At 65.3% G+C, this 26,398-nt stretch carries 26 protein-coding genes, 1 tRNA gene and 1 riboswitch; of the genes, 15 read left to right on the top strand and 12 right to left on the bottom strand.

Annotation, left to right across the window (positions count from 1 at the left end; translation table 11 throughout):
- The first annotated feature begins 28 nt into the window (after positions 1-28).
- The 5 genes from BACI348_RS04400 to BACI348_RS04380 all read left to right on the top strand — a co-directional run bounded on the left by BACI348_RS04400 (position 29) and on the right by BACI348_RS04380 (position 5,662).
- Positions 29-1,483: a dihydrolipoyl dehydrogenase family protein gene (locus BACI348_RS04400; RefSeq protein ID WP_159824127.1), complete on the top strand. Its 1,455-nt coding sequence runs from the start codon at positions 29-31 to the stop codon at positions 1,481-1,483.
- 66 nt (positions 1,484-1,549) lie between these two features.
- Positions 1,550-2,278, top strand: a complete 729-nt coding sequence (locus tag BACI348_RS04395; RefSeq protein ID WP_159824126.1) for a sugar ABC transporter ATP-binding protein — start codon at positions 1,550-1,552, stop codon at positions 2,276-2,278.
- A complete protein-coding gene (locus BACI348_RS04390; RefSeq protein WP_159824125.1) occupies positions 2,275-4,311 on the top strand; it encodes a YhgE/Pip family protein in 2,037 nt (678 codons plus the stop codon). The genes BACI348_RS04395 and BACI348_RS04390 overlap by 4 nt, the downstream gene beginning before the upstream one ends.
- On the top strand, positions 4,308-4,982 hold the full coding sequence (locus BACI348_RS04385) for a TetR/AcrR family transcriptional regulator (protein WP_159824124.1): 675 nt from the start codon (positions 4,308-4,310) through the stop codon (positions 4,980-4,982). The genes BACI348_RS04390 and BACI348_RS04385 overlap by 4 nt, the downstream gene beginning before the upstream one ends.
- Before the next feature lie 17 nt (positions 4,983-4,999).
- Positions 5,000-5,662 carry a hypothetical protein gene (locus BACI348_RS04380; protein ID WP_159824123.1) on the top strand — a complete coding sequence of 221 codons (663 nt, stop codon included), beginning with the start codon at positions 5,000-5,002 and terminating at the stop codon, positions 5,660-5,662.
- Positions 5,663-5,668: 6 nt separating this feature from the next.
- Here the strand turns inward: BACI348_RS04380 and BACI348_RS04375 are convergent, their stop codons facing one another.
- Complete coding sequence (locus tag BACI348_RS04375; protein WP_159824122.1) at positions 5,669-6,196, bottom strand: SixA phosphatase family protein; 528 nt, start codon at positions 6,194-6,196, stop codon at positions 5,669-5,671.
- A gap of 319 nt (positions 6,197-6,515) precedes the next feature.
- Positions 6,516-7,382: a winged helix-turn-helix domain-containing protein gene (locus BACI348_RS04370; protein ID WP_159824121.1), complete on the bottom strand. Its 867-nt coding sequence runs from the start codon at positions 7,380-7,382 to the stop codon at positions 6,516-6,518.
- A gap of 687 nt (positions 7,383-8,069) precedes the next feature.
- On the opposite strand from BACI348_RS04370, the gene BACI348_RS04365 reads away from it, so the two are divergent.
- The 3 genes from BACI348_RS04365 (at position 8,070) to BACI348_RS04355 (ending at position 11,326) form a co-directional block, all read left to right on the top strand.
- Complete coding sequence (locus BACI348_RS04365; RefSeq protein WP_159824120.1) at positions 8,070-8,810, top strand: response regulator transcription factor; 741 nt, start codon at positions 8,070-8,072, stop codon at positions 8,808-8,810.
- A gap of 7 nt (positions 8,811-8,817) precedes the next feature.
- Positions 8,818-10,323 (top strand): HAMP domain-containing sensor histidine kinase, encoded by a 1,506-nt coding sequence (locus BACI348_RS04360; RefSeq protein ID WP_159824119.1) that lies wholly within the window; start codon positions 8,818-8,820, stop codon positions 10,321-10,323.
- 141 nt (positions 10,324-10,464) lie between these two features.
- A riboswitch (cyclic di-AMP (ydaO/yuaA leader) is annotated at positions 10,465-10,616 on the top strand.
- Positions 10,617-10,621: 5 nt separating this feature from the next.
- On the top strand, positions 10,622-11,326 hold the full coding sequence (locus BACI348_RS04355; RefSeq protein WP_159824118.1) for an aggregation-promoting factor C-terminal-like domain-containing protein: 705 nt from the start codon (positions 10,622-10,624) through the stop codon (positions 11,324-11,326).
- A 16-nt stretch (positions 11,327-11,342) separates the two neighbouring features.
- Here BACI348_RS04355 and BACI348_RS04350 read toward each other — a convergent pair whose 3' ends face one another.
- Genes BACI348_RS04350 through BACI348_RS04335 form a run of 4 tightly spaced genes read right to left on the bottom strand, consistent with a single transcriptional unit; the run spans position 11,343 to position 14,008 of the window.
- Complete coding sequence (locus BACI348_RS04350) at positions 11,343-12,023, bottom strand: HAD-IA family hydrolase (protein ID WP_159824117.1); 681 nt, start codon at positions 12,021-12,023, stop codon at positions 11,343-11,345.
- 39 nt (positions 12,024-12,062) lie between these two features.
- Positions 12,063-12,437, bottom strand: a complete 375-nt coding sequence (locus tag BACI348_RS04345) for a glyoxalase superfamily protein (RefSeq protein ID WP_159824116.1) — start codon at positions 12,435-12,437, stop codon at positions 12,063-12,065.
- A gap of 45 nt (positions 12,438-12,482) precedes the next feature.
- Positions 12,483-13,118, bottom strand: a complete 636-nt coding sequence (upp, locus tag BACI348_RS04340; RefSeq protein ID WP_079598319.1) for a uracil phosphoribosyltransferase — start codon at positions 13,116-13,118, stop codon at positions 12,483-12,485.
- 56 nt (positions 13,119-13,174) lie between these two features.
- The gene (locus BACI348_RS04335) at positions 13,175-14,008 is read right to left on the bottom strand and encodes a phosphatase PAP2 family protein (protein WP_236557423.1); all 834 of its coding nucleotides are present in this window, start codon (positions 14,006-14,008) and stop codon (positions 13,175-13,177) included.
- A 60-nt stretch (positions 14,009-14,068) separates the two neighbouring features.
- Between BACI348_RS04335 and BACI348_RS04330 the strand changes: the two genes are divergently transcribed.
- The gene (locus BACI348_RS04330) at positions 14,069-14,575 is read left to right on the top strand and encodes a nucleoside deaminase (RefSeq protein WP_159824115.1); all 507 of its coding nucleotides are present in this window, start codon (positions 14,069-14,071) and stop codon (positions 14,573-14,575) included.
- Between the two features lie 122 nt (positions 14,576-14,697).
- Here BACI348_RS04330 and BACI348_RS04325 read toward each other — a convergent pair whose 3' ends face one another.
- From BACI348_RS04325 to BACI348_RS04310, 4 genes are all read right to left on the bottom strand, one after another.
- Positions 14,698-15,792: a glycosyltransferase family 4 protein gene (locus tag BACI348_RS04325; RefSeq protein ID WP_201298371.1), complete on the bottom strand. Its 1,095-nt coding sequence runs from the start codon at positions 15,790-15,792 to the stop codon at positions 14,698-14,700.
- 12 nt (positions 15,793-15,804) lie between these two features.
- A complete protein-coding gene (locus tag BACI348_RS04320; RefSeq protein ID WP_159824114.1) occupies positions 15,805-16,209 on the bottom strand; it encodes a 6-pyruvoyl trahydropterin synthase family protein in 405 nt (134 codons plus the stop codon).
- 26 nt (positions 16,210-16,235) lie between these two features.
- A complete protein-coding gene (locus BACI348_RS04315; protein ID WP_159824113.1) occupies positions 16,236-17,255 on the bottom strand; it encodes a zinc-dependent alcohol dehydrogenase in 1,020 nt (339 codons plus the stop codon).
- 188 nt (positions 17,256-17,443) lie between these two features.
- Positions 17,444-18,991: an HNH endonuclease signature motif containing protein gene (locus BACI348_RS04310; protein ID WP_159824112.1), complete on the bottom strand. Its 1,548-nt coding sequence runs from the start codon at positions 18,989-18,991 to the stop codon at positions 17,444-17,446.
- A gap of 258 nt (positions 18,992-19,249) precedes the next feature.
- Here BACI348_RS04310 and BACI348_RS04305 point away from each other — a divergent pair.
- Positions 19,250-19,339: transfer RNA gene (locus tag BACI348_RS04305), tRNA-Ser, on the top strand.
- A 61-nt stretch (positions 19,340-19,400) separates the two neighbouring features.
- Here the strand turns inward: BACI348_RS04305 and BACI348_RS04300 are convergent.
- Entirely contained in the window at positions 19,401-20,534 is a 1,134-nt protein-coding gene (locus BACI348_RS04300; protein WP_159824111.1) for a site-specific integrase, read from the bottom strand.
- On the bottom strand, positions 20,521-21,132 hold the full coding sequence (locus BACI348_RS04295; RefSeq protein ID WP_159824110.1) for a helix-turn-helix domain-containing protein: 612 nt from the start codon (positions 21,130-21,132) through the stop codon (positions 20,521-20,523). The genes BACI348_RS04300 and BACI348_RS04295 overlap by 14 nt, the downstream gene beginning before the upstream one ends.
- Positions 21,133-21,253: 121 nt before the next feature.
- Here BACI348_RS04295 and BACI348_RS04290 point away from each other — a divergent pair, with 121 nt between their 5' ends.
- The 5 genes from BACI348_RS04290 to BACI348_RS04270 all read left to right on the top strand — a co-directional run bounded on the left by BACI348_RS04290 (position 21,254) and on the right by BACI348_RS04270 (position 26,346).
- On the top strand, positions 21,254-21,460 hold the full coding sequence (locus BACI348_RS04290; protein ID WP_159824109.1) for a helix-turn-helix transcriptional regulator: 207 nt from the start codon (positions 21,254-21,256) through the stop codon (positions 21,458-21,460).
- 37 nt (positions 21,461-21,497) lie between these two features.
- Positions 21,498-23,993, top strand: coding sequence for a phage/plasmid primase, P4 family (locus tag BACI348_RS04285; RefSeq protein ID WP_159824108.1), 2,496 nt, complete (start codon positions 21,498-21,500; stop codon positions 23,991-23,993).
- A gap of 190 nt (positions 23,994-24,183) precedes the next feature.
- On the top strand, positions 24,184-24,552 hold the full coding sequence (locus tag BACI348_RS04280; RefSeq protein ID WP_159824107.1) for a hypothetical protein: 369 nt from the start codon (positions 24,184-24,186) through the stop codon (positions 24,550-24,552).
- Positions 24,549-24,830 carry a WhiB family transcriptional regulator gene (locus tag BACI348_RS04275; RefSeq protein WP_159824106.1) on the top strand — a complete coding sequence of 94 codons (282 nt, stop codon included), beginning with the start codon at positions 24,549-24,551 and terminating at the stop codon, positions 24,828-24,830. Before BACI348_RS04280 ends, BACI348_RS04275 begins: the two co-directional genes overlap by 4 nt.
- A 304-nt stretch (positions 24,831-25,134) precedes the next feature.
- Positions 25,135-26,346, top strand: a complete 1,212-nt coding sequence (locus BACI348_RS04270) for a phage major capsid protein (protein ID WP_159824105.1) — start codon at positions 25,135-25,137, stop codon at positions 26,344-26,346.
- Positions 26,347-26,398 lie beyond the last annotated feature (52 nt).

Raw genomic sequence — 26,398 nt, 5'->3', positions numbered from 1 at the left:
TGTCACCGTCCCGGCGTAGGCTTTCCCCATGATGCCCGAGGCTGTTGTCCGTGAATTTGATGTTGTGGTGATCGGCGCCGGCGCCGTGGGGGAAAACGTGGCGGACCGGGTGGTCCAGGGCGGACTCACGGCTGCCGTGGTGGAAGCGGAACTGGTGGGCGGCGAGTGCTCATACTGGGCCTGCATGCCGTCCAAAGCCCTGCTCCGTCCCGGCACGGCCCTCCACGGGGCCCAGACATCCCCGGGTGCCAAGGAAGCAGTCACGCGCACCCTCGACGCACGGGCCGTCCTGAAATTCCGCGATTACATGACGTCCAACTGGCAGGATGACGGCCAGGTGAAGTGGCTGGAGGATACGGGCATTGATTTGGTCCGCGGCCACGGCTGGCTGACGGCGCCGAAAACCGTTGAAGTAGCCGGCCTGGACGGCAACTCCTACCGGCTCCAGGCGCGTCACGCGGTGGTGCTGGCCACCGGTTCCACGCCCAATACTCCCCCCGTCACGGGACTTGAGGACGTGCAGGTGTGGGGAACCCGCGAAGCCACATCCGCCAAGGAGGTTCCGGACCGCCTGGTGGTGCTCGGCGGTGGGGTCGCTGGAACGGAACTGGCGCAGGCCTTTGCCCGGCTGGGTTCCACCGTGACCCTCGTGGCCCGCAGCGGGCTGCTGCGCAGCTTTCCGGCGGAAGCCGCGGCGCTGGTGGCGGCGGGGCTGCGCGCGGACGGCGTGGAGATCCGGCTCAATACCGTGACGGACAGCATCAGCGGGAACGACGACGGCAGCTTCAGTCTGCAGTTCGGTGACGGTTCCAGCGTGGCAGCGGACAAGGTCCTGGTGGCCACAGGCCGTCACCCCGCCCTGGAAGGACTGGGGCTGGAGAGCGTAGGTTTCGAGCCCGACGAAGCAGGGCACCTGAAACTCACCACTGACAATTCGGGCCTGGTGGAAGGCGCTCCAGGCGAGGAACCCTGGCTCTACGCCGTCGGCGACGCCGCCGGCAGGAACCTGTACACCCACCAGGGGAAGTACGAGGCCCGTGCCACCGGTGACGCCATCGCCGCGCGCGCCAAGGGTGAATTGACCGGCGCCGCCGAGGACTGGAGCCGCTACGCCCAGACCGCCAACCAGCACGCCGTTCCGGGCGTTGTCTTCACCGATCCTGAACTGGCGGCCGTGGGCCGGACGCTGGAAACAGCTCTCAAGGACGGCTACAACGCGTCATCCGTGGAACTTCCCATCCGGGTGGCAGGATCCTCGCTCCATTCCGAGAACTACGAAGGCTGGGCGCAGCTGGTTGTTGATGAGGACCGCGGGGTCCTGCTGGGAGCCACCTTCGCCGGGCCCGACGTGGCAGAGCTCCTGCATGCAGCAACCATTGCGGTGGTGGGCGGGGTGTCGCTCGACCGGCTGTGGCATGCCGTCCCGTCGTACCCCACCATCAGCGAAGTCTGGCTGCGGCTGCTCGAAAAGTACGGACTGTGAATATTATTTGAACTGACCAGTCAGTTTAGATAGACTGCGGGAGCAACCGTCTGTGAAAGGCCCTTCTTGCTCTCTGCCCAGCAGCTCCATGTCCGCGGCCGCCGCGACCCCCTGCTTCCCGCCACGTCACTCCAGGTCAGCCGCGGCGAACTGTTACTGGTATCCGGAGAACGGCAGGACCACCGCACCGCGCTGGCCCTGGTGCTCAGCGGCCGGATGAAGGCCGGCACCGGCTCTGTCAGCTGGGACGGCCACCGCGAAACCCGGCGCGTGCGGTCGGCCAGCGCCCTCGTGGACGCTCCGGGCGTTAACGAGCCCGAGCGCCACCTCAGCGTCCGCGACCTGGTCACGGAGGACCTTGCGCTGATCCCCCGCCGCTACCGGGGCGCCCTGCTCAGCAACCCGTGGCTCAAGGTCAACAGCTTCGGAGACATCGCGGACCAGTGGATCGAGCAGCTGGACCCCTTGCGCCGGCTGGAACTGCTCACGGCCCTGGCGCTGGCCAACCCGCACACGGACCTGCTGGTGGTGGACTCCCCGGACCGGCACACTGCCGACCCCGCCGACTGGCTGCCGCGGCTGGAGCAGCTGGCGTCCGACGCCGGGCGGCCGCTCGCCGTCGCAGCAACGGTAGGTGCCCTGCCCCAGTCGTGGTCCGGTCCCTTTGCCAGCATCGGCAACGATGCGCAGCGCACTGCCGCTGCCACCGCAGACCCCCAAAACGAAACCGATGTGGCTGCTGAAGACCTTGCAGATGCCCGGGAACGTGAACTCGAAATCGAGGATGCCAAGTGACTGTTTTGCGGCTGGCCCGCTCAGAACTCAAGAGGATGACCGGCGGGCTGCTGCCCAAGTTGACCATCCTCGCCCTCACCATGGTGCCCCTGCTGTACGGCGCGGTGTACCTGTACGCCAACTGGGATCCATACGGCAACCTGGACCAGATCGACGCCGCCCTGGTGGTTGAGGATGCCGGTGCTACTGCCGGCGACGGCACCGTGCTGCACGCCGGCACTGTGGTCGCCGACAGCCTGGTGGAGGGCAACCTATTCCACTGGGTCCCAGTGGAAAACGGGGAGGAAGCCGATGCTGGCGTCAGCAGCGGCAAGTACTCTTTCGCGTTGAAGATCCCGGAGGACTTCTCCGCGCACCTCGTTTCCCCCGGCAGTTTCGATTCCGCCAGCCAGGCGATGCTCAATGTCACCACGAATGACGCCAACAATTACCTGCTGAGCACCATCGTGGACAAGTTGACTACGTCCGTGCACAGCACAGTTGCCGCGGACGTTGGAGAGGAGACCGCCAATCAACTGCTCACGGGCTTTGGCACCATCCACACACAGATGGTCAAAGCAGCCGACGGCGCCGGCCAGCTGGCCAACGGCGTCGCCGCTCTCCGGGACGGAACGGTGACCCTGCACAACGGAACCACCGGCCTGGCCGGCGGAGCCGACGAGCTGTACGCCGGCCAGCTGAAACTGCGCGACGGCGCCAACCAGCTCACCGACGGCGCGGGCCGGCTGAGCAGCGGGCTGTCCATTTTGAAGGACAAGACAGCCACCCTGCCCGGCGATACCCAGACCTTGGCGTCCGGCGCAGCGCAGGTGGCTGCGGGCAACGCGCAACTGAACACCAAGCTCCAGGACGTGTCTGCCCAGCTGGAGGCGGCAGACCAGGGCCTCCGTACGCGCGTAGTGGAGTCGAACACCCGGTTGATTGCCTCCGGCGTCCTCACCCAGGCCCAGGCGGACAGCATCCTGGCCGATTTCGACGCCGTGGCTGCCTCCAGCCCGGTGGCCGCTGCCAGAACGAAGATCCAGACGGATGCGGCACAGATCCAGCAACTGGCGGACGGTTCCGAGGCCGTCAGCGTGGGCGCCGCCCAGCTTGCCGGGGGCACCCCGGCGTTGAAGGAAGCCGTGGCGCAGGCGTCCGGCGGGGCCGACCAGCTCCACACTGGCGCGGCGACGCTCGCTACCGGCGGGCAGGCAGCAGCAGACGGCGCGGCGGCTTTGGCCCAGGGGGCCCATAAGCTGGACGACGGCGCAGCGCAGCTCGAACAGGGAGCGGGAACGGCTACGGACGGCTCGAAAACCCTCGCGGACGAAATCGGCAAGGGCGCTGGACAGGTTCCCAACCCGGACGACGAACAGAAGAACAACCTGTCCCGGGTGATCGCAGATCCCGTGGCGGTCAGCAACGTTTCGCAGGCGAAGGCCGGATCCTACGGCGCCGGGCTGGCACCGTTCTTCCTGACGCTCGCACTGTGGATCGGCGTCTTTATGCTGGTCCAGGCCATGCGGCCGCTCACGCAGCGGGCCCTGGCCTCCAACGCACGGTCGTGGAAGATCGCCCTCGGCGGCTGGCTGCCGTTCTTTACGGTCTCGGTGGTGCAGGCCACCCTCCTCACCCTGGTGGTGAACCTCGCGCTGGGCCTGAACGCCGCCCATCCGGTCCTGATGTGGCTCTTTATGCTGGCCGCGGCCATGGCCTTCAGCGCCATCATCCAGGGCATCGTGGCGCTCCTTGGCTCGCCGGGCAAGCTGGTGGTGCTGATCCTGCTGGTGTTGCAGCTGGTTTCTTCGGGCGGCACGTTCCCGTGGCAGACCACTCCGCAGCCCCTGCATGTGGTGCACGAGATCCTGCCGATGGGCTACGTGGTGACAGGGATGCGGCACCTGATCTATGGTGCCGACCTGTCCATGATTGTTCCCACCGTCCTGGGCCTCCTGGGGTACACGGCGCTGGGAGTGGCGATGTCCACGCTCGCGGTCCGCAAGGGGAAGTTCTGGACGCTGAAGACGCTGAAACCGGAGATCGCGGTATGACATCTCCGCAGGCGGGCGCCGCCGAACCCCCTGATCCGGAGCCGGTGAAAAAACTGCGTCCCGCCCGGACCTCAGCCACCCGGCAAAAGCTCTTCGATGCCTCCATGGAACTGATCGGTGAGCGCGGCGCGGCCGGCGTGACAGTTGATGAGATCGCTGCAGCTGCCGGCGTGTCAAAGGGGACGGTGTACTACAACTTCGGCAGCAAATCGGACCTTATTGCACAACTGCTGAGGCACGGCGTCGAAATCCTCAAAGGCCGCCTGCTGGGCGTAACGGACGAGGTGGCCGTTCCGGCCGGCGACCCCTTGCTGGCCATGGAGGCCATGATCGGGCAGGCGATGGATTTTATGGCCGATTACCCGTCTTTTGCCCGCCTGTGGGTCAGCGAGAACTGGCGGACACCCAGCGAATGGCAGGGAACGTTTACCCTCCTTCGCGCCGAGCTCCTGGAAGTCATAGGCGACGCAGTGGGAAAGGTTGCCCGGGTTTACCCGGTGGACCCGTCGGTCCCCCGCGGCAGCCTGGAGACAGCGATCTTCGGCGCCTGCTTTGTGGTGGGGTTGGACCGGCAGACGTACAACCCGGAGCGCACCCGTGACCAAAGCGTTGCAGCAATCATGGCGATCATGCGCGGCTACGTGCTGAAGGACGCCCCTTCTCGGGGATGATGGTGCACATGCGTCACATGGGGAACAGCGGAAAGTTTGCGGTCATCAGCGGCCTCGTGGCTGCCGGGCTCCTGGTCCTGACGGGCATGACGCTGGCCGAACCTGTGTTCCTGGCGTTCCTTGGCATGCTGGCGCTGGCCTACCTTGCCTGCATCATCGAGGTCCTTCGGCGGCGGCGGTACGTGATGCTGGCGGTTGCCGGCCTGTCCACGAGCCTCGCCATCGCAGGATCGCTCGCGTTCATGAGCACGTGGGAGCTGGCGTTCACCGATGAGTCGTCGCTGTTCGGTACCCCGCTGCCCACCGACGACCCCGACAACTATTTCTTCCTCGCCGCCCTCTCGATCGTGACGGCCCTGGCGGCATTGTTCCTGGGCGCGATGTGGCCCGGACGGCGTCCCGCCGCGGGGGCCGCTCCTGCGCGCGCCTCGTCCCGGCCCGGAAGCGTCGCGCGCGGGCAGGCGCCCGTCCGGCGCCAGGGCGCGTCAGGGGCTTCGCACCCACGCACCTCCTCCCCGGGGCGCACCCAAGGGCGGCAGCCGACGTCGTCCGCTCGGCAGGTGCCCCAGAAACAAGGTGCCGGCCTGCAGGGTCCCGCGCGCCAGGACGGAGGCGGCCAGGGTGTGGCGCGGCAGGGTTCCGTGCGGCAGCCTCAGCGGCGTCCGGCCCCGAAGAAGTAATCTGCCTTAGTGCGCCCGGGGCACCTTGAATTTTGTGATCCGGGCGTCCTGTCCGTCCAGTTCGGCCCACGATTTCTCGGTTTCCAGGACGGTGAGGGCGCTGGTGGGGTACCTGGTGGCGGCGTCCATGTAGGCGTCGTGGTTGGAGTCGCGTGAAGCCAGGTGCATGGCGAGGTCCTGGACGCCGGGCTGGTGGGCGATGAGCATCAGCGTTGTGACGGTGTCCGGGACGTGGTTGACCACGCTGAGCATCCGAAGGGCAGAGGCGGCGTACAGGCCGTCTTCAAGTTTGGGCGTGGGAGCCTTGTCCCCGAGTTCCGAGCAAACCCAGGTGCAGGTTTGCCGGGTGCGAAGGGCGCTGGAGCACAGGATGAAGTCGGGAACGATGTTGTGTTTGAGCAGCCACCGCCCGGCCAGCGGCGCCTTCCGGTGCCCGCGTTCCTCCAGGGGCCGCTCATGGTCAGGCACCCCGCCCGGCCAATCCGCCTTGGCGTGCCGCATGATCACAAGGCGTCGAAGATGGTGCTCACTCATGGCCCAAGCCTATAGCCAGCCAACCACGCGGTAGGCAGCCAAAAGCCGTCACGGCCCAGCACGCTTTTGCGGGCACTTGAGAGCAAGAACCCCGGAAACTCAGGCTCACCCAAGACCATGGCTCGAAAAGCGTGCATCCAGTGACGCCCGGCCTTCCAACAGCCGCGGCGGCCAATACTCGGAGGACTTGGCACGCTGGAGGCATTTCGAGTAGTACCGCATCCGCCGACGTGGGCCCACGCCGCGAGGGTGGCGGCGGGGAGGGACGAGCGCAGGCGCAGAGGGATCGTGCCGCCTTAAGGCGTGGGAATAAGGTTTGTTAGATCGAGTATTCCGGAGCGGCCCAGACAACAACTTCGGGGTGCTCGTAGAACCGGTAGCCCTGGCCGCGGACGGTGCGCACCGTGTTGGCGAGGCGGCCCAGCTTGGAGCGCAGCCGGCGGATGTGGACGTCGATGGTGCGCTCGTTGGGCACTTCTTCGGCGTTGCGCCACAGCCCCTCGAGCAGCTCGTCGCGGCCCACGGTACGGGTGCCGTTCTCCACGAGATAGTTCAGGAGTTCGAACTCCTTGAAGGTCAGGTTCAGGGATTCGCCGTCGAGGTGTACTTCACGGCGCGCAAGGTCGATCAGGACGCCGGACGGGCGCGGTTCCTGGGGCTGCTGCGGCCGGGGGGTTTCGGTGCGCTGCCGGGTGTTGACGGTGGGGTCGCCAAAGGTGGAGCGGACGACGTCGAGCGCGGAACCGGGTGTGCCGGCGGGGGCCACTGCCACGGCGGCGTAGCTCTCGGCACCGGACACGAGGGACTGGGCGTAGGCGCGGATTTCCTGGGCGAGCTTGGCGATGGAGGTTCCGGCAGCGGCCGCGGTTTCCTCGTCGATGCCCATGTAGAGGACGAAGCCGCGTGCCACGTTGTCGTTGGCGACGGGGCGGACGGCGTTGGGTCCGGCAACAACCGGCGTGGGGGCAGTCACCGGGGCCGGCTCGGCCGGGGTGACCGCTCGGAGCTGGCCGTAGGAGTTGGGGTTGTAACCCTGGGGTGCGTAGCCCGAGGCCGGGAAGCTGCTGCCGGGAGCGGCGGGGGCGAGCGACGGGCGTGGGGCGAAGCCGGGGCGGAGGCCGGAGGGCTGGCCGGCCTTGGCGGCGTTACGGACGGAGATGTGGACGTATCCGGATGCAACTGACATGGATGCTTACCTCAATGTGAATGGCCGTCATCGCGGCTCGAATGCTGGGTTCCCCGCAATGAAACTGGGGAGGGACGCCCGACGCTGGGCTGGGGGGCGAATGCCTAAGGAACTTCGAGGGGTGGGAAGGTCAGGCGTACATTCGACAACAGCGCATGTCGGCAGCAGCGGATGTGCTGGGCCAATAGTCTGCGGCTGCAGGTGCTGTTGAGTTCTTGTTCACAATGAGAGTGTGCAGCGTAACAATGCTAACTTGCAAGTAACAATGGACCGATCAGTCCGCATTATGAGACAGAATGCGCCTTTGTGGCGCAGATCACGATTCTGATGGACTGCCAGAATACCGTTCATTATTGAGCTTTCGACCCGAAACGCTGCACTTGGCTCGACTTAATTCGGCAGCCTGCCCCATGAGAGTAACTTTCTTCAAATGCGCGGGAAATACCAAAATCCCTTCTGCGCGATGGCTCCCATGTCCAGCGACTCCCGCGTTTCAGCACAAAAATCTGGCCGCTCTTCTGCTACTGCGGGACCTCACATTAGGCGGATACGTAAAGACTTCCACTCCGCCGGCACACAAGCCTCGCCTCACGGGCCTTTCCACACCCAGCTGGCTAGGCTGGGATTCACAGCCGGGACACAGGATTCCCAAAGCCCCGGCTAAACGACTGATCGGAGAGTTGTTCCATGGCCACACCGCATTCCATGACAAACAACCTCCCCAAGCTCTCCCACCCGGACGGATCCCCCATCCGCGCCCTCGTGGTTGACGACGAACCAAGCCTTTCAGAACTCATGAGCATGGGCCTGCGGATGGCCGGCTGGTCTGTTGCCGTCGCAGCCGACGGTCCCGAGGCAGTCAAGCTTGCCAAGGACTTCCGTCCCGACGTCCTGGTTCTCGATGTGATGCTGCCCGGGTTCGACGGCGTCGAGCTGCTGGGCAGGATCCGCGCCTTCGCCCCCGAGGTCCCGGCGCTCTTCCTGACGGCCAAGGATGCCGTGCAGGACCGGATCGTGGGCCTGGCGGCGGGCGGCGATGACTACGTCACCAAGCCGTTCAGCATGGAGGAAGTCCTCCTGCGGCTGCACCGCCTGGTCCAGCGCTCGGGGGTGGCAGCCATGGATACCGCCGAACTGGTGGTGGGCGACCTGGTCCTGAACGTCGACACCCGCGAAGTAACCCGCGCCGGCGGGGAACTCCAGCTCACGGCCACCCAGTTCGAGCTGCTGCGCTACCTGATGGAGAACCCCAAGCGGGTGATCAGCAAGGCGCAGATCCTGGACCGCGTCTGGGACTACGACTTCGGCGGACAAGCCAACATCGTGGAGCTGTACATCTCCTACCTGCGCAAGAAGGTGGACGCAGTCCACCCGCCCATGATCCACACCGTGCGCGGCGCCGGGTACGTCATCAAGCCTGCGGACTAGGCCCGCCATGGCCTCCCATTCGCTTCCGGCAGCCGTTCCCCGAAGCTGGTTCAAACCCAGCACCTGGCACCTGCGGACCCGCCTCGTCCTCCTCGCCATGGCCTTGCTCATCGCCATCTGCGGCGCAGTGGGCGTGGTCAGCTACGCCTCCATGGACGCGTTCCTCACCCGCCAGCTGGACGACCAGCTCAGCCAGGCCGCTGAGCGGTCGAACGATCCGGGCCGTCCTCCGGGAGGGGGTTTCAACGGACGGGATCCGCTGGACGCCCGCGGGCAAAGTGTGGGGACCATGAACGCCCGGATCCTCAACGGGCAGGTGAACAGTGCAGGATTCCTCGCCTCGGACACCTCCCGCTCACCCTTATCAGCTGAGGACAAGCAAGTTTTACTGGGTTTGGCAACGGACGCGCAGCCAGTGGATCGCCCCCTCTCCAACGGGGACTACAGGCTGATTGCCGTAAAGACCAACTTTGGCGACGTGCTGGTAACCGGGCTCCCCCTTGCCGCCAAGGAGAGCACGCTCGCCTCCCTGGTGTGGACCTTTGTGTTCGTTTCACTGGGCGGACTGCTGCTCATCGGGCTGGTGGGTACCGTGCTGATCAGGCGCACCATGAAGCCCCTTGAGCAGCTCTCCGAAGTGGCCACCCGCGTCTCCCAGCTGCCGCTGGACGCCGGTGAGGTAGCCCTGGCGGTGCGCGTCCCGCCGTCGAACTCCAATCCGGGGACGGAAGTAGGCAGTGTGGGCCACGCGCTCAACCTCATGCTGGACAACGTTGCCAACGCACTGCAGGCGCGGCAGAGAAGCGAAACCAAGGTGCGGCAGTTCGTTGCCGACGCCTCGCACGAGCTGCGCACACCCCTCACGGCCATCCGCGGCTACACGGAGCTGATGCGGATGACCGAGGATTTCACTCCCGACGGCCAAAAGTCGCTGGCACGCGTACAGAGCCAATCGGAGCGGATGACCGCCCTGGTGGAAGACCTCCTGCTGCTGGCCCGGCTCGATGAGGGCCAGCCGCTCAAGCTCAGCGAGGTGGACCTTACGCAGCTGGTGATCGAGGGCGTCAGCGACGAGCAGGTGATGGCCCCGGGCCACAACTGGCGCCTGGAGCTCCCCGAGGAGCCCGTGGTGGTCAACGGCGACGCCTCACAGCTGCGCCAGGTGCTGATGAACCTGCTTTCGAACGCACGCAAGCACACTCCCCCGGGAACCACGGTGGTCACGGGCGTGGGCACGTCGCCCGGCGGCGCGGCGGTGGTAACGGTAACGGACGACGGGGGCGGGATCCCCGCGGAGTTCGTGGACCAGGTGTTCTCCCGCTTCGCCCGCGCAGACACGGCCCGGAAGGGCGCGGGAGACCATGCCGGGGCCTCGGCCGCGGAGGGCACCAGCGGCCTGGGATTGTCCATTGTTGAATCCATCGCGGAGGCACATGGCGGAAGGGTAACGGTGACGTCACAGCCGGGGCGCACACAGTTTGCCCTGCAGCTCCCCTTACCGCGGACAACGTAGTGACAACAGAGCAACCCGACGCGCCGCTGCCCGTGATCCCTGTTACCAAAATGTGACTTAAGCGCTCCACTCCTGTACCGTCGATGGGGTGGGGTTCCCGATCGGGAACCCATATCCGGATGACGCCAAGCTCTGCCGCTTCCCGGATTTCCGCTTGATCAACGGCAGAGGCGGGGGACCCACAGTCCCGGGCTAATGACTGCCCTTGGGGTTAAGCCAGCACGTGATGTTTCCGTGCGGCCGGATGCCCTCATCCGAACCCGACAGCTAACTCCGCAGGTGTGAGAGGCGATTCATCATGTCCAAGTTCCTGGTTAAACCGCGCCCCAAATCCGTGGCCGCACCCTCCACGGGCCGCAAAGCCGGCAAGTTCCCCTTCATTGGCAAGCGCGCCGCTGTTTTCGCCGCATCCGCCGCACTCCTCGTGGGAGTCGGCGCGGCCGGGCAGGCTACCGAGTCCAGCATCCGCGTGGCCGCTACCGAAACCCAGGCCGCCGAAGCACAGTCCAACCTGAGCATCGAGAAGAGCGAAATCCGCGCCAACCCAGCGGCCCCGGCACCCGAGGCCATCGCAGTGGCCCCGCAGGCCGCCGAACCCGCACCGGCGCCCGCCGCTGAGCCGGCACCGGCCCCTGCTCCCGAGCCCGCGCCGGCGGCCGCACCCGCTCCCGAACCAGCCCCCGTCGTCGCGATCAACGACCCCGCCGGTGCACAGGCTTACGCTGCCGGCCAGCTTGCCAGCTACGGCTGGGCTCCGGACCAGATGCAGTGCCTGGTAACGCTGTGGGACAAGGAATCCGATTGGACCACCACAGCCACCAACGCGAGCAGTGGCGCCTATGGCATCGTCCAGTCCCTGCCTGCCGAGAAGATGGCCAGCGCCGGCGCGGACTACCTCACCAACTACCGGACGCAGATCAACTGGGGCCTGAACTACATCCAGGAGCGTTACGAGTCCCCTTGTGGTGCGCTGAACTTCCACCTGTCCCACAACTGGTACTAAGCCCCGGCGGCTTGCCTCAAAGCCAGAACGAGATAACGGTCAGGTCCTCGGCATCCACTGCCAGTTCGACGGCGACTGCACTGTAATCCTTGAGGTGCAAAACGCCGTTCGGCAGCGGGCCCGTGTTGGGCCCCACAGCCACGGTTCGGATGCCGGCGGCCACCCCGGCAGCGATGCCGGCCGGAGCGTCCTCAAAAACCACGGCGTCCGCGGGATCCACACCCAGGTTGGCTGCGGCCTTCAAGTAGCCCTCGGGATTCGGCTTGCCCTTCGTCACCAGTTCAGCTGTCACGGCGATGGCCGGCATGGCCAGGCCCGCCGCTGCCATGCGGATGTTGGCCAGGACGCGGTCAGCCGAGGTGACGAGGGCGACGGCGTCCGCCGGCAGGGCGGCCAGCAGCCGCGCGGCGCCGGGCAGGGGCACGATGCCATCTGTCCGGACGCGCTCCATTGCACCGAGCTCTGCCGTCAGCGCTGGAATGTCCGCGCCCGCTGGAGCAAAGCGGGTGACAGTATCGCGCGCCTGGACGCCGTGCGAGGTCCGGAGGATCTCGGCCAGGTCCAGGCCGTAGCGCGCCGCGAATTCACCCCATACCTGCTCCACCACAGCAGTGGAGTCAACCAGGGTACCGTCCATGTCAAAGAGGACGGCGCGGCAGCTCAGCGTCTGGGGTGCAGCCTGGGTGGGGACAGTCATGATTCCCATTCTGCCCCAGGCAGCCAGCCCTCCCCTGTGTCAGCTTTCGCGGCCCGGGATGTACTGGACCGCCCACCGGTTGCCGTCGGGATCGGCAAAGTAGACGAAGTGGCCCCATTCCTGCACGTCCACGTCACTGACGTCCACCCCGTTGTCCTTCAGGTGCTTGTGGGCGGCGTGAATGTCGCTGACCACCAGCTGCAGGTTTGACCCGGTACCGGGAGGCGCGTCCGTGAGCCCTTCCCCGATGCAGATGGAGCAGGCTGAGCCGCGGGGCGTCAGCTGGACAAAGCGGATGGAGTCCGAGGGACGCTCATCAAAGTCCGCATTGAATCCCACCTTGTTGACGTAGAAATCCTTGGCGCGGTCCACGTCCGAGACAGGCACAAACACAAGTTCCAGTTTCCAGTCCATCCGCACAATCTAGTGGCGGGAGGTGGAATGGAAAAGGGTTGTGGACTACCCGGCGATGCCGTAAAGCCTGTCGCCGGCGTCGCCGAGGCCGGGAACGATGTACGACTTTTCGTTGAGCTTTTCGTCGATGGACGCCAGAACGATCGTGACGTTGGCGCCGGAAAGTTCTTCCTCCAGCTTGGCCAGGCCTTCCGGGGCGGCCAGCAGGCAGATGCACGTGACGTCGGAGGCGCCGCGCTTAAAGAGGAACTTGATGGCTTCACGCAGGGTGCCGCCGGTGGCCAGCATGGGGTCCAAAACGAAGATCTGGCGGTCCGTGAGGTTCTCGGGGAGGCGTTCGGCGTAGGTGATGATGTCCAGGGTTTCCTCATCCCGGGCCATGCCAAGGAAGCCGACTTCGGCGGTGGGGACGAGTTTTGTCATGCCTTCGAGCATGCCCAGGCCTGCGCGCAGGATGGGGACCACCAGCGGGGTGGGCTTGGTGAATGCGGTTCCCACGGTGGTGCTGACCGGGGTTTCGATGGTGACAGGTTCGGTGCGGACCTCGCGCGTGGCCTCATAAGCGAGCAGGGTGACCAGCTCCTCCGTCAACTGCCGGAAGACCGGCGACGGGGTGTTTTTGTCCCGCAGGACCGTGAGCTTATGGGCGACCAGGGGGTGGTCCACAACGAGAGTGCGCATGGGTCAAAACTACCACCCGGCGGCCGGGCACTTTCCTTCCGTCAGCTCCGTCAGCCTCACAGCGGTGGGCCGCCGTCGCTGCTTCCTGACGTGCCGCCGTCGGACCTCGCTGCGGTGCCGGCGCCCTGCTGCGCCTCACCGGTGTGGTCCTCGCGGATGACCGGATGCTCGAACGTGGGGGCGGGACCGGCGTGCTCGCGCCTGCGGATGAGATGGAACAGCCGGTGGGCGAGGATCACCATGCACACCCAGGCCAGCCCCAGGACCCAACCGGCCATGACGTCCGTCAGCCAGTGGTGGCCCAGGAAGACGCGGCTCAATCCCATGGCGATGATGAAGATGACACCGGCCGTGATGGCTGTGATCCGGGCCCAAAGGATCTCGAACTGCAGGCACATGATGTAGACAAGGACGCCGATCACCACGGTGGTGTTCAGGGTGTGGCCGCTGGGGAAGGAGGGCGAGTCTTCGTAGGGCGGCACAGCTTCGGAATGGTCCGGCCGGGTCCTGCCCACGAGGCGCTTGCCGAGGGTGGTGGCCGTCGTCGAGACGAGGGCCGCACCGCCCACCAGGACGATGGGGCGCCATGTCCGGCTCAGGAAGGTCAGCCACGCGGTCAGGATGCTGGCCAGGATGGGCATTCCGATCCCGCCGCCAATATTGGTGAAGCCCGTAACGAAGGCGTCCACCCCCGGATTGCGCAACGTCTGCGAATACTCCAGGGCAGGAATATCCAGGCTCGCCAAGCCTTCGTCATCCACTACATCCGCGTAAACCTCGGCCCCGATGAGGGCCAGGGTGAGCACCAGGGCGCCGCCGATGATCATGGTCAGCCACAGGGCGGCATAGGGCTTGATCCACTTGTCCACGCGGTCTCGGACGGTGCTCATAATGCCTCCGGCGGATCTACGTCACGGGCCTTGGTTATCCTCCGAAACTATCATTGAGCCATGGTCTCCGCAGAAAAGAATCACGACTCGTGGATGGGCCTTGCCCTGGCGGAGGCGCGCCAGGCCCTGGTGACGGAGGATGTGCCCATTGGCGCCGTGGTGGTAGGGCCCGACGGCGTGGTGCTGGGTACCGGACGGAACCAGCGGGAGGAGCTGGGCGACCCCACCGCCCATGCCGAGATTGTTGCCATTCGCGAGGCGGCGGCGCGGCTGCGTGATGTGTCAATGGCCGACGGCGGCACCGGGGACGGGTGGCGGCTGGCCGACTGCACGCTGGTTGTGACGCTGGAGCCGTGCGCCATGTGTGCCGGCGCCATAGTCCTGGCACGGATTCCCCGGGTGGTTTTTGGTGCCTGGGATGAGAAGGCGGGTGCCGCGGGTTCGGTGTTCGATGTCCTTCGGGAACGCCGGCTCAACCACTGGGTTGAGGTCTATGGCGGAGTGCGTGAAGCCGAATGCGGCGGGCTGCTGCGGGATTTCTTTGCGGGGCACCGCACCCGGATCTAGGCTGCCGCCACCCCGTTGCGCACTCGACGCCGAAGGTGTCCCGCCTGCCGGACGAGGTGTTCCGGAACGTCAGTATCCCAATGCTTTCCGCGGCCCGGGAACAGCGGTTCCGGCATTGCTCCCTACCCCTCCGGTTGGCGCTTGTCCGGACCTGTCCGGCTGTTGGCTGTCAGGTCCATAATGCGTATCGCGGTGCGGTCCCACCCCGGCAGCGTCGTCCTCGTCTCCAGGGCCGCCGCCCGCCAGGTGTCCCTGATCCTGCGGTCCTGCAACCAGTTCCGCAGCACCTCAGCCAGCAGGGCAGGATTTTCCGAATCTTCCGTTCCTGGAAAGTGCACTGCCGTTCCCGAAACGCTTTTTCCTTCGTCCGGTGCCGCAAAGCCCAGGGCTTCCACGGCGCCGGTCCCAGCGCGCACGATCACCGGGATTCCGTGGGCCAGCGATTCCGTGACCACCATGCCGAACGCCTCAGCCTTGGAGACAAGGACGCTGAGGTCTGCCCGGTTCCATTCCTCTTCAAGCGCCTGGCCCTTCAGTTCGCCGGCGATCCGCACCCTGTTTCCCAACCCGTGTGCCGCGACCGATTCCCGCACCCGCCCTGCATAGTCCGGGTCCGCCTGATCCGAGCCCACCAGCGAAGCGGTCCACTCGAGGTCCTGAAGACGGGCCAGGGCCTCAACCACCAGCAGCTGGTCTTTGTTGGGCAGCAGCGCGGCGACGGTGATGATGTGAGGCGGAGCGGACCCTTCCGCCAGGGCTGCGGCGTCCGCCCCGGGCAGGGCGACGTGCAGTCCCCGCAAACCGTGGCGCTCCTCGAGGATTTTGGCCGCCCAGGTGCTGGTACAGATGATTCCCGATGCCGCACGAAGCGACCGTGCCTCGAGATCGTAGTTCGCGGGCGCCGGCATATGCACCAGCACCCAGGTCTCCCGCCCCGCTTTGGCGGCGAACTCCAGCGGGTCCGGCGCACCCATGGCGATCAGCCCGTCAACAATCGTGACGGCTGTCCCGGGCACAGCACCCGGTTCCCAGGCGCCCAGCAACGTGCCCAGCCGCCGTCGTTCTTTCGCACTGGACTCCGGCCAGGAACCTTCGACCGGAAGCACCTCCACATCGGTACCCAACACGCGCAGCCCCGCCACCAACCGGGCGTTGTAGACGTTGCCGCCGGAGTTGTGGCGGATGTTCGCCGGAACGAGGAGCCGAATCGGACGCAAGGGATCAGGCGGCTACGGCCGGCCGGCGGGAAGGTCCAGCGAGTACGTTGCCCAGGCGTCGGGATTTTCGCGCAAGGTGACATCGATCCCGGCGAGCCGGCCGCCGTCGTCGTCATCCTTCAGCTTGTGCGCCACGGACTGGGCAATGTACTCCGCCAAAGCCTCGGTGGTGCTGAGTTTGCCTTCGAAATCCGGGTGCTCATCCAAGTTGCGGTAGTTCAGGCCCGCCAGCACCTCCTCGATGATGGTTCCCGCAGCGCCGATGTCCAGGACGATGGCGTCATCATTGAGCGTCCGACGGCGGAACGTCACCTCCGCGACAAACGTGGCCCCGTGCAGGGCCTGGGCGGGGCCGAAAGCCTCCCGCGGAAGGCTGTGGGCGATCATGAAGTGGCGACGGACAGTAAGGCTGAACATGGGCTACCTCTGGTCTTCGGGGGTTGTTATGCGGGCTGGTTCTTGGCACTGGCTTCCTGCGGATATTCGATGACGTGGCACAGCGCGTCCCGCGTACCGTCCGCGAGTTCCTGCACCACGTCTGGCAGATCGGCGAACGGTGACGATCCGGTCAGGAACGCATCAAACACAGGATCCGCGAGGAGCGATACGGCCAGGTCAAGGCGGTCGGCGTTGGTCCTGCGGTGCCGCCGCGCCCGCGCCACCACCCCCACCTGGCTGGCCCTGATGGAGAGCCGGCGGGCATGGAAGTCCTCGCCGAGCGGCACGGTGACCTCGCGGTTGGCGTACCAGGACATCTCGATAACGTCGCCCTCGTCGCCGACCAGCTGCAGGCTTCGCTCGAGCCCTTCCTGGGAAGCCGAGCAGTGGAACACAATGTCGCAATCGGCGAGGGCGTCATCCGGCTGGGTGAACTCGACACCCAACGTGTCTGCAAGCTTTTTCCGCCCCGGATCCAGGTCCACGAGCTGGAGTCGCTGCAACGGAAAGGTTCTGAGCAGGGTGGCAACCATGCCGCCTACCAGGCCTGCACCCACCACGGCCACGCGGTCACCCAGACGCGGACCGGCCTCCCACAGGGCGTTCACCGCTGTTTCCACCGTTCCGGTCAGCACGGCGCGCTGCGAGGGTACGTTGTCCGGGATTTTTGTCAGCGAAGCCAACTCCACGACGTAGCGGTCCTGGTGCGGGTTCAGGCAGAACACACGCTGACCTACCCACTCCGCCGGCCCCTCCTCCACAACGCCCACCGAGAGGTAACCGAACTTCACCGGCCCCGGGAAGCTGCCTTCCTGGTGCGGGGCACGCATCTCCTCTGCGACACGGGGCGGAACCGAGCCGTGATGGACCACCATCTCGGTGCCTTTGCTGATGCCGGAGTACAAGGTCCGGACCAAGGCCTGGGTCGGGCCGGGCACGGGCAGCTCCTCGGGGCGGAGCTCGCCCTGCTCCCGGGCTGTAGTCCAGTAAGCAGTTGCGTTGATGGGCGCGCGTGAATTAGTCATCTTGCTGATGAATCTAGCGGCCCGGGCGCGCCGGGGAAAGTTGAACGGGGTTTCTCCCACGTTGGCACTGTCCCTAGCTCGGTTCGAACCCGTGCGTGGTCGTGATCAGCCGTAGGCGTGCAGGAACCGCTCGAGTCCGTCTTCTCCTGGCGAGAGCCTGGTGTAGATGAAGTCCGGTGGGCCGCCGGTCACTCCCAGGGGCGGGGTAAGGACATGGTGGGGCCCTCGAGTCCGTCTTCTCCTGGCGAGAGCCTGGTGTAGATGAAGTCCGGTGGGCCGCCGGTCACTCCCAGGGGCGGGGTAAGGACATGGTGGGGCCAGTGGGGTGGTTCCCAGTCCTGGTGTTCGCTTTTGTAGTGCCTGCCGGTGGGGGAGGTCCAGCCCGGTGGTTCGGTTTTGCTGGCCGGGGTGGGTTTCCAGCCGCTGGTGTGGCGGAGCCGGTGGTGTTTGGGGCAGGGTTGTCCGAGGTTCGATACCCCGGTGCTGCCGCCGTGGTGCCAGGCGAGGAGGTGATCGGCTTCGTTGTCGAGCGAGTTATTGTTGCAGCCGGGGAACGGGCATTTTCCGTCCCGCAGCCTGAGCCAGTTCCGCATGGCCGTGCTGACCCGGTAGTTCGTGCGCCCGATCTCCAGCGGCGCACCGTCCCACGGATCGACCAGGACCCGGTAGAACGAACCCGCACCCTCGGCGACCAGCTGCCGTGCCATCGAGGGCGGGATCGGCCCGTACCCGTCCAGGACCGCCGGCTCATCGGTCAATCCCATCAGGGAGAACACCGGCACGGTGACCAACACCTGCGCCCTGATCCCCGAGGCCGGGCCCGCATCGGTTCCCGCACCCGCAAAGCCGCCGACACCATCGCCGGCCGCGCCACAGTCACTCCCGCCGCCACTCGCGGTGCCGCCACTGGTGGTGCCGCTACTGGTGCCGCTGACGAGAATCGCCGAGGAGAAAATATCGGCCCGCAGTTGTGTCAGGGTGCGGCCCTCGTCGGGTCCCTGCAGCCCCCGGGCCAGGGCCGTCAACCGGTTCCAGGCAGCCGAAGCCTGGTCCGCGGGCAGATACGCAGAAAGCCAGGCCATCCCGTCCTGGTCCGGCCGGTACTCCACCCGCCGATCCAAGACTCCCTTGGCATGGCGTTTCTCGATTGATTCGGCGTGGTGGCGTTCCCGCCACGTCCGGGCCTTGGCCTTGAACCGGTACGCCGGCATCTCCCCAATGGAGGCGGCAGTGGCCGGTCTCGGTGCGTCCGGGCCCAGGAAGTGTGCTTCGAGGGCCGCGGCGCCGGCGGGGTCAAGGGTGGCGGTCTCGTCCACCATCACCGTGGCATGCTGCCAGGAAAGTGTTCCATGGTGCAGCGCAGCCAGCGTCCGGGGCAGGGAGGTGGTCAAGGCATGGGACTGGGCCAACAGGGCGCCGGCGGCCCGGTCACTCAGGGACAGGAGGGCCCCGATCTCCGCCGCGATCGCCATTTCCTGCGCCTGCACCGGTGCCTCCGGCGGAGCGGCCGCCCGTGCCTTATCGGCGTAAGTCCCCGCGGCATTGACCATCAATCCCGAAATCCGGGCCTGAACCCCGGCGGCCCCGGCAAGAATATCCAGGCACCCCCCAGCCAACCCGGCCAACGGATCAGCCTCCGAAAACGGCTCCGCACCACACCCTCCCACCTCGGCATTAAGCACAGCAATAGCAGCATTCATATCCTCCAACGCCTTCGCCACCGCCGCTCTCCCCATAAACCAATCATCGCCAGGGGGTCTGACAAAACAGGACCCGCTGAGCTGTCTCCGGGAAAGTTTTTTGAACTTTTTTGAGGACCGGCTCCTCGCCCCAGCAGCCAAGCCAGCCCATGTGTTGTTCCGCCTGTTGGCTCCGCTTCACAGCATCAGCCCCGGCTAAAAGCTGAGAAGGAATGCTCACTGATGCGCACCAAGCCTTCTCGGGTCCGGCCCGTTTTGGGGATGGGCGCCTCGCTCCGGTACCCTATTGAGGTTGGTGACGTGTCCGAGCGGCCGAAGGTGCAACACTCGAAATGTTGTTTGGTGTAAAAGCCAACGTGGGTTCAAATCCCACCGTCACCGCCAATGAGCAAGGCGCTACTTCCCTTTATTTGCAAGGGAAGTAGCGCCTTTTGCTTTGTCGGATTTAGGGGCTTGCCCACATTTTGCCCACATTCGCCGCAGATACAGCGTGATCTAGGGCGTCTGAAACGGCGTCCAAATCCCCGTCAAACAGGTCCGCGTAGACGTCCAGCGTCATGGCCGCCGAACTGTGACCCAGCATTTTCTGCACTGCTTTGACGTTCGCGCCAGCCGATACAGCGAAGCTCGCCGCCGAATGCCTCAGGTCGTGCGGAGTGATCCGAGGGACGCCGGAACGCTTCACCGCACCGGCGAACCAACTCATGTTGTCCTCGTGCACGCGGGCCAGTCGCAAGTGGTGCCCGTTCTCTCCCGGGAACACCAAGTCTTCCCTGCCCTTCCCCTCGCACTGCCGGGCCAGCTGCTCCCCCAAAAACCGTGGGAAGGGCACCGTCCGCTTCTTGTGGTTCTTGGGGGTGCCAACCTCGATCACTGAGCCGACCTGAACGGCGTTTTCCTCTATCAGGAATCGCCGCCGCAGCATGTCCAGGTGTTTGACGCGCAGCCCTGTCGCTTCACCCCACCGCAGGCCGCAGTAGGCCAGCACGAGGACGAGCGTGGGGTACTTGCTGGCAGCGGCCAGGGTGTGCACCTGCTCGTGGCTGAGGTAGACGTGCGGCTTCTTTACCTTGCGCGGGAGACTGATGCCCCGGGCGGGATTGCTCATGGTCCGGCGGTCACTCACGGCGTCGTCCAGGACGGCGGCTAGAACGCCGTAGGCGCGGATTACTAGCGTGGCCCCTTTGGGTTTCCGGGGCGGCGTCGCTGTGGCGTCCCCCTGTGTCATTTCCGATACCCATTGCTGGACCGCCGTCTTGCGTACGTCGGCCACGGCCACCTGGCCCCACCGTGGCAGCACATGGTTTCGCCAGGCGGATTCCACCGGCCGGTATGCGGACGGTTTGAGGTGGGTTTGCCGGGCCAGCCATTCTGCCCCAAGCGGCCCGATTAGAGCCTTTGCGGCTGTGGCGTCGATGAACTCGCCGCGCGCCTTGGAAACCTCCACAGAGGCTAGGAACAGTTCGGCGTCGCGTTTGGTCTTGAAGCCGCGCTTATCGGTTTGTGTGCGGTCGGGCTTGCGGTAGCGGACGCGGTAACGCTTCCCGGCCGTCGTTTCGTAAGGCTCAATCGTCGCCATTGTCGGCTGCCCGCAGTTCGGTGATAAGTGTTCTGCTGATTTGCCCGCGCCCTTGGGCGGTTGAGTTCTCCCCGGCCCTCGCGTCGCGTTCCGTTGACAGGCTGCGACCCCACAGCTGCAGGGATTTGGTGATCATTTTTTCTTTGTCCCAGCCCAATTTCCGCGCGGCCCGCTCGTCCCCGAGCCCGTACGACTCGTGCGCCAGGGCGTCTTGAAAGGTCCAGCTGGCGGGGTACTGCTCAGCTGTCTTTGCGACAGCGGCCAGAGTCCTCCCCCACAGCCGTACGGGCTCGCCGTTCAGAGCGCTTTTCAAGTCGCTGCCCGGAGCCGTTACCTTGTCTGTAACTTCAACGGGCCCGTCATATCCCACCAGGTCGGGCAGGCGGACGTCGCCCCGCGTCGTGCGTCCTAGTGCGAGAGCTAGGGCGATAAGCATCGGCAAGGTGGGATTGAGCTTTCCGCGTTCCAGGTCTACGACGCGGGCCGTGGACCACTTCAGCCCCAAATTCCGCGCTTCCGCTGCCAGCGCTTCCAAGGTCACGCCGTTGTTCGTCCTGATCTTCCGCGCGTTCATCCCAATAACGGCGGCCAAGCTCATTTGAGTGTTCACGCTATCCAGACTAACCGAATACTCGACTACTTGACACCCCGCGAATTACCATGATGTTATTTGAAGTAGTCGAAAAGTCGACTACTTCAAGCGAACGAAGGGTCCCGTCATGGAAACCAAACTCCTTACCCCCGCAGAACTCGGCCGGATGCTCGACAAAACGCCCGCTTCCCTGGCGCAGTGGCGCTACCAAGGAATCGGCCCGAGGTTCGTCAAGGTCGGACGCGGAGTCCGCTACCGGCAAACCGACGTCGACGGCTGGCTGGACGCCAACACAGTGCAGCGCACAGGCGAAGAACCCGCACTTTCCGCGTAACCCGCCGCCCCACCTTCCAACTTGCTGAAAGGCCGAAATGACACCCGTACCAACGCCAGGCGGCGAGGAACTTGACGCGCGCAGGGAAGCCGCCCGCGAACTAGCTGACGCAGGCTTTACCGCCCTCCCCGTGAAGCCCGACAAAAGCCCGGCGCTTCCCTCATGGAAAGGACTGCAGAGCCGCCCGGCCACTCCCGCACAGCAAGACGCATGGTGGAGCCCCGGAACGTCGCACCAGATAGCGGCACTTACGGGCCCCGGTGGGCATCTGATGTTTGAGCTAGAAGGACGGGCGAAGAACCAAATGCCCGTGCTGGCAGAAATTGCAATGGCGTCCGGCATAGCCGAACTTTGGCAGCGAATCACAAAAGGCTGGTTCGAGTCCTCCCCATCTGGCGGCTACCACTGGCACGTCCGCATCGACGGAGAAGTGCCAGGCAACACGAAACTAGCCAAAGACGCCCAAGGATTCGTGATCAGCGAGACACGCGGATTCGGCGGCTATGTCGTCATAGCCCCGTCCAGGCGCGAGGACGGGAAGCGCTGGGCCAGAATCGCTGGCGGCCCCAGCACGGCGGCCCAAATCACCACTGACGAATACGCGCAGCTTTGCGCCCTGTTCGGCAGCCTCGGCGTGCAAGACACCGCAACCAGCCCCCACCCCCAACCGGCCGGAATCTTCACCGGTCCCACACAATCCGGAGCCCACGACGGTATAACACCCGGCGACGACTACGAAGCGAAAACAAGCTGGGAAGACATACTCTCCCCAGCCGGATGGGCACACCTCCGCAAAGACGCCAGCGGAGCCAGCTACTGGCGGCGCCCCGGCAAAACGGACGGCGAGTCCGCCACCACCGGCAGGGACAAAGGCCGGGACCGCCTATTCGTGTTCAGCACCTCCACCCCATTCCCCGCCGAAGAACCCGTCACAAAATTTCATGCCTACGCCCTCCTGCACCACAACGGCGACCACTCGGCCGCAGCCTCAGCATTACGAGACAAGGGATACGGCGAACCCCGGCCACGGCCCGCGCGGGCAGCCGCCGGGACAACCACTCCCACCGACACCTCTAACGCGGCAGAACGCCACACAGCGGCTTCCGCCCAAGGTGACAAGCCCCTAGACGATTCCCCCTTGGCACAATGGACGGCGGACCAGCTGCGCGCCACGACCTGCTGGGCTGGCGGCCTCGGCTGGCTCACCTACAAAAACGGCGTCTGGAAAGCCGTGACCGACGCAGCCATCACCGAGATCGTCCGCCAGCAATTCCGGGCACTCTACAACCAGGAAATTAGCGACGGAGCAGGCTACGACCGCGCGAAGAAACTGGCATCACTCCTGACAGCCGGAAAAATTCGCGCCGTAACCGGGCTCGTGAAAGGAATCCTTGAAGTCGACGGCGCATCCTTTGACCAGCACTACGACCTGCTGAACGTCGGCAACGGCGTAGTAGACCTGGCCAGCGGGCAGCTGGTCGAGCATTCCCCGCACTACCTGTTCACCAAGGCCACAACCACGAACTACACCCCCGGGGCAAGGCATGCCGACTGGGACAAGGCCCTGACAGCCCTGCCCGACCCGGTGAAATACTGGCTTCAAGTGCGCTTCGGACAGGCAGCAACCGGACACCCAGCACCGGACGACATCATGCCAGTACTCACAGGCGGCGGCGAAAACGGAAAATCCACCATCGTGTCCGCCGTGCTGCATGCCCTCGGCGCGCACGCCGTGCCCGTCCCCGAACGGGTTCTACTGGCAAACCCCAGCGACCACCCGACCGAACTAACCACCCTGCAGGGAGCCCGCCTCGCACTGATCGAAGAAACACCCGAAGCCCGGCACCTAAACGTGAAGCGCCTGAAGGACACCGTAGGCACGCCGACCATGACGGCGCGGCGCATCCGGCAGGACTCCATCACCTGGCGAGCAACACACAGCCTATTCCTGACCTCGAATTACAAGCCACGCGTCGACGAAACCGACCACGGCACCTGGCGACGTCTCGCCCTAGTCACCTTCCCATATCAGTTCCTGAAGCCAGGGCAGATACCCACAGAAGCCCACCACCGGGAAGGCGACCAAGGACTGCGTGACAGGCTCGTGCGAAACCAGCAGGCCCGCGAAGCCGTGCTGGCCTGGATCGTCGAAGGGGCGCTGACATGGTACGAGAATCACCGGGTCATGCCGCCGCTGCCGCAGGACGTCGAAGCCGACACCGACGCCTGGCGCGCCGATTCTGACGTGGTTTGGTCCTACATGCGGGAGCATGTCGAATTCGACTCCACGTCGGCAATCCTCAGCGCCGACCTACTCGAAGGCTTCAACCAATGGCTGAAAGGGCAGAACCACAGGGAATGGTCTGCCCCGACATTCACAGCCCGCTTAGAGAACCAACCAGCCATGAAACAGCACTCAGCAGGGAAGCGCAGAGTCAACAACCCGGGGAACCTGTCACGGCTCTACCCGCTATCGCCGACTGCCCTGCAGGGGAAGGAAACCGTGTGGGAAGGCATCAGGTTCAGCCGATGAAAAACCCCGGAAAATCAAGGCTGGACAGGGTGGACAGGGTAGGTCTGATGAACCCTATAAAGCTACTCATATAGGAGGTTATTGGAGTGACCCTGTCCACCCTGTCCAGCAGCTAAAAACCACCCACCCCACCCAAGAAAACCTGGCGCTCCCGCAACCAACAGCACCACACAGCGAAAGCGACAGAAACATGATCGACGTCCGCAAGGTCCAGGCCCTACTGAACGAACACCCGCACCTGCACCGCCTCGGATACGGCAACCCCCCAGGCAAGCAAATCAGTGACGCCGCCCGCGCCGAACTACTTACACCCCCGGCCCGCGTCCGCATCCACGCCGCCCTCCACTGGATCGAAGCGAACCTGGCACCCGCAACCCGATATCAATCCCGTCCACGCTCCGCGTACAGCTGGAAACACGAGATGCAACGCCAGACCGGCCTCTACGTCACTGTCGGCGAGTTCGCCGCCGCCGCGCTGCTCAGCCACATCAGCGTAGACACCAACTTCTACAACCCGCTGCTGCACGCCGTCCACGTCCCCGCAGGCAGCCAGCCATGAGCCGCGACACCACACGCGACGACGACGCCGACCTGCCAGAATTCCGCGAACTGCTCCGAACCAGCAGCGACGCGACACTTCCCTGCACAGGCGGCACCGAATGGTTCTCAGACAACCCCAAAGAACAACGCCGCGCAGCAGCCCTATGCAACGCCTGCAGCTGGCTCACAGCCTGCAGAAACTACGCAACAGCCGCGAACACCACACACGGCGTATGGGGCGGCACCACACCAGCAGACCGCAAACGCGAACGCCGCCGCCGCCGCCGCGCGGCCTGACCGGGGCAGGGCCGACCGGAAAGCAACGGGCCCCAGGGGTAGGGGCGTCCGGATCGCTGGCCCCTGCCCGATCCTGCCCGCGCCGGTAGCTCCGTTTTGTGTGCGAGCTACCGGCATAGGGGGCCCCTTGGCTGGGCGGTCGATATCCCAGATACCCCTTGCAACTGCCTATTTTGACTGCATGCCCTTGTTTGTCTGAGCATGCTGCTCAAGTGGGCACCAATTTTTGCCACATTTCGCCTGATTCCCCGCCATCGTGGAATCAGACATCACCGCACCGTTCGAATCCCTTGGAGGAACCAAAATGCCAACACCACGCGAGCAGCTGGCGACACTCAACCGCGAAGCCGACGATATCATTGCGAAGGCCGAAGCCGGGACACTTAGCGAGGCCGGCGCGGCCAGGGCTACCGAGCTTGTGAAGGAACGCAAGGCCGTGCAGGCCGTCATTGCTTCCCAGGACGCTGCGAAGTCCGCGCTGGACGGGATGCAGGGCATCGGCAGCACTGTGGGCGGGCCCGGCGCGGACAACTCCGTGGGTGGTCTTGGCCGGTCGGGGCAGGCGGCGAAGGCGGCCAAGTTCGCTGGTGGCATGCTGAAGGCTTTGGAGCAGGCCGCGCCGCTCGTGGGCGGCCCTGCGCTGAAGAAGGCCCTTGTCCCTACCGGTGCGGTAACTGCCCCGTTCCTCAACGGGGAAACGATCATTCACGACCCCGGCGCGGCGCATCACCTGCTCTCGGCCGTTGGCAGCCTTCCTGTTGAGACACCGTCGGGCAGCTACCTGCGGCAGACCGTGCGAACCAACAACGCCGATACTGTCGTGAACGGGGCTTTGAAGCCGGAATCGGTATACGAGCTTGAACCGGTGACGTGGGAAATTGCTACCATCGCGCACGTTTCGGAGCCCGTGCAGCTGCAGTGGCTGGCCGATTACGCCGGACTCGAAAACTTCCTCGCCGTTGAAATGTCCTACGGCGTGGACAGTGCAGTTTCTGACTTCATCCTGAACGGCGGCACGTCTGAGAACGGCAACCCGGTGTCGGGCATCCTGACGACGACCGGCATTGCACAGACTGCGTTCACCACCAACAAACTGCTGAGCATTCGCCGGGCACTGGGCCAACTCGAAACGGCCGGAGTCGCCGCAACGGGCATCGTGCTGAACCCGGCCGACTGGGAAGAAATCGAAACCATGCTGGACGGTGAGGGGCGTTTCCTGCTCCCGCAGGCACCCGGCCAGGCGGTCGCCCGCACCCTGTGGAACGTCCCCGTGACGCTGGTGCCGGGTATCCCGGCCGGGCAGGCTGTGGTGGGCGATTTGACGACGATTACGCTGCTGTACCGCAACAGCCTGCAGCTGGCGTGGAACCCGTACCACGCGAACACGGGCACGGAAGCCGCGCCGGAAACGGTCGACCTGTTCCGCCGTAACCAGGCAGTCTTCCGCGCAGAAGTCCGCGTCGGTCTGGAAATCACGTCGCTGAAGACGCTGCGTGTCGTTGATCTGACCGCATAGTTTTTGTCCTGGCGTCAACGTCACCCCCGGTCGGTTCCCTTGGGTTCCCTTT

Origin of the sequence: Arthrobacter sp. 9AX, assembly GCF_902506095.1 — a bacterium.
Lineage (GTDB): Bacteria > Actinomycetota > Actinomycetes > Actinomycetales > Micrococcaceae > Arthrobacter.
Note: the sequence above shows the minus strand (reverse complement) of the source record. Positions and strands in the feature narration are given on the sequence as shown.

Bases quoted from the DNA above. Each gene is read 5' to 3' on its own strand.
- BACI348_RS04400 (WP_159824127.1), top strand. From the start codon at position 29: ATGATGCCCGAGGCTGTTGTCCGTGAATTTGATGTTGTGGTGATCGGC.
- BACI348_RS04385 (WP_159824124.1), top strand. From the start codon at position 4,308: ATGACATCTCCGCAGGCGGGCGCCGCCGAACCCCCTGATCCGGAGCCG.
- BACI348_RS04380 (WP_159824123.1), top strand. From the start codon at position 5,000: ATGGGGAACAGCGGAAAGTTTGCGGTCATCAGCGGCCTCGTGGCTGCC.
- BACI348_RS04375 (WP_159824122.1), bottom strand. From the start codon at position 6,196: ATGAGTGAGCACCATCTTCGACGCCTTGTGATCATGCGGCACGCCAAG.
- BACI348_RS04370 (WP_159824121.1), bottom strand. From the start codon at position 7,382: ATGTCAGTTGCATCCGGATACGTCCACATCTCCGTCCGTAACGCCGCC.
- BACI348_RS04365 (WP_159824120.1), top strand. From the start codon at position 8,070: ATGGCCACACCGCATTCCATGACAAACAACCTCCCCAAGCTCTCCCAC.
- BACI348_RS04360 (WP_159824119.1), top strand. From the start codon at position 8,818: ATGGCCTCCCATTCGCTTCCGGCAGCCGTTCCCCGAAGCTGGTTCAAA.
- BACI348_RS04355 (WP_159824118.1), top strand. From the start codon at position 10,622: ATGTCCAAGTTCCTGGTTAAACCGCGCCCCAAATCCGTGGCCGCACCC.
- BACI348_RS04350 (WP_159824117.1), bottom strand. From the start codon at position 12,023: ATGACTGTCCCCACCCAGGCTGCACCCCAGACGCTGAGCTGCCGCGCC.
- BACI348_RS04345 (WP_159824116.1), bottom strand. From the start codon at position 12,437: ATGGACTGGAAACTGGAACTTGTGTTTGTGCCTGTCTCGGACGTGGAC.
- upp (WP_079598319.1), bottom strand. From the start codon at position 13,118: ATGCGCACTCTCGTTGTGGACCACCCCCTGGTCGCCCATAAGCTCACG.
- BACI348_RS04335 (WP_236557423.1), bottom strand. From the start codon at position 14,008: ATGAGCACCGTCCGAGACCGCGTGGACAAGTGGATCAAGCCCTATGCC.
- BACI348_RS04330 (WP_159824115.1), top strand. From the start codon at position 14,069: ATGGTCTCCGCAGAAAAGAATCACGACTCGTGGATGGGCCTTGCCCTG.
- BACI348_RS04320 (WP_159824114.1), bottom strand. From the start codon at position 16,209: ATGTTCAGCCTTACTGTCCGTCGCCACTTCATGATCGCCCACAGCCTT.
- BACI348_RS04315 (WP_159824113.1), bottom strand. From the start codon at position 17,255: ATGACTAATTCACGCGCGCCCATCAACGCAACTGCTTACTGGACTACA.
- BACI348_RS04310 (WP_159824112.1), bottom strand. From the start codon at position 18,991: ATGGGGAGAGCGGCGGTGGCGAAGGCGTTGGAGGATATGAATGCTGCT.
- BACI348_RS04300 (WP_159824111.1), bottom strand. From the start codon at position 20,534: ATGGCGACGATTGAGCCTTACGAAACGACGGCCGGGAAGCGTTACCGC.
- BACI348_RS04295 (WP_159824110.1), bottom strand. From the start codon at position 21,132: ATGAGCTTGGCCGCCGTTATTGGGATGAACGCGCGGAAGATCAGGACG.
- BACI348_RS04290 (WP_159824109.1), top strand. From the start codon at position 21,254: ATGGAAACCAAACTCCTTACCCCCGCAGAACTCGGCCGGATGCTCGAC.
- BACI348_RS04285 (WP_159824108.1), top strand. From the start codon at position 21,498: ATGACACCCGTACCAACGCCAGGCGGCGAGGAACTTGACGCGCGCAGG.
- BACI348_RS04280 (WP_159824107.1), top strand. From the start codon at position 24,184: ATGATCGACGTCCGCAAGGTCCAGGCCCTACTGAACGAACACCCGCAC.
- BACI348_RS04275 (WP_159824106.1), top strand. From the start codon at position 24,549: ATGAGCCGCGACACCACACGCGACGACGACGCCGACCTGCCAGAATTC.
- BACI348_RS04270 (WP_159824105.1), top strand. From the start codon at position 25,135: ATGCCAACACCACGCGAGCAGCTGGCGACACTCAACCGCGAAGCCGAC.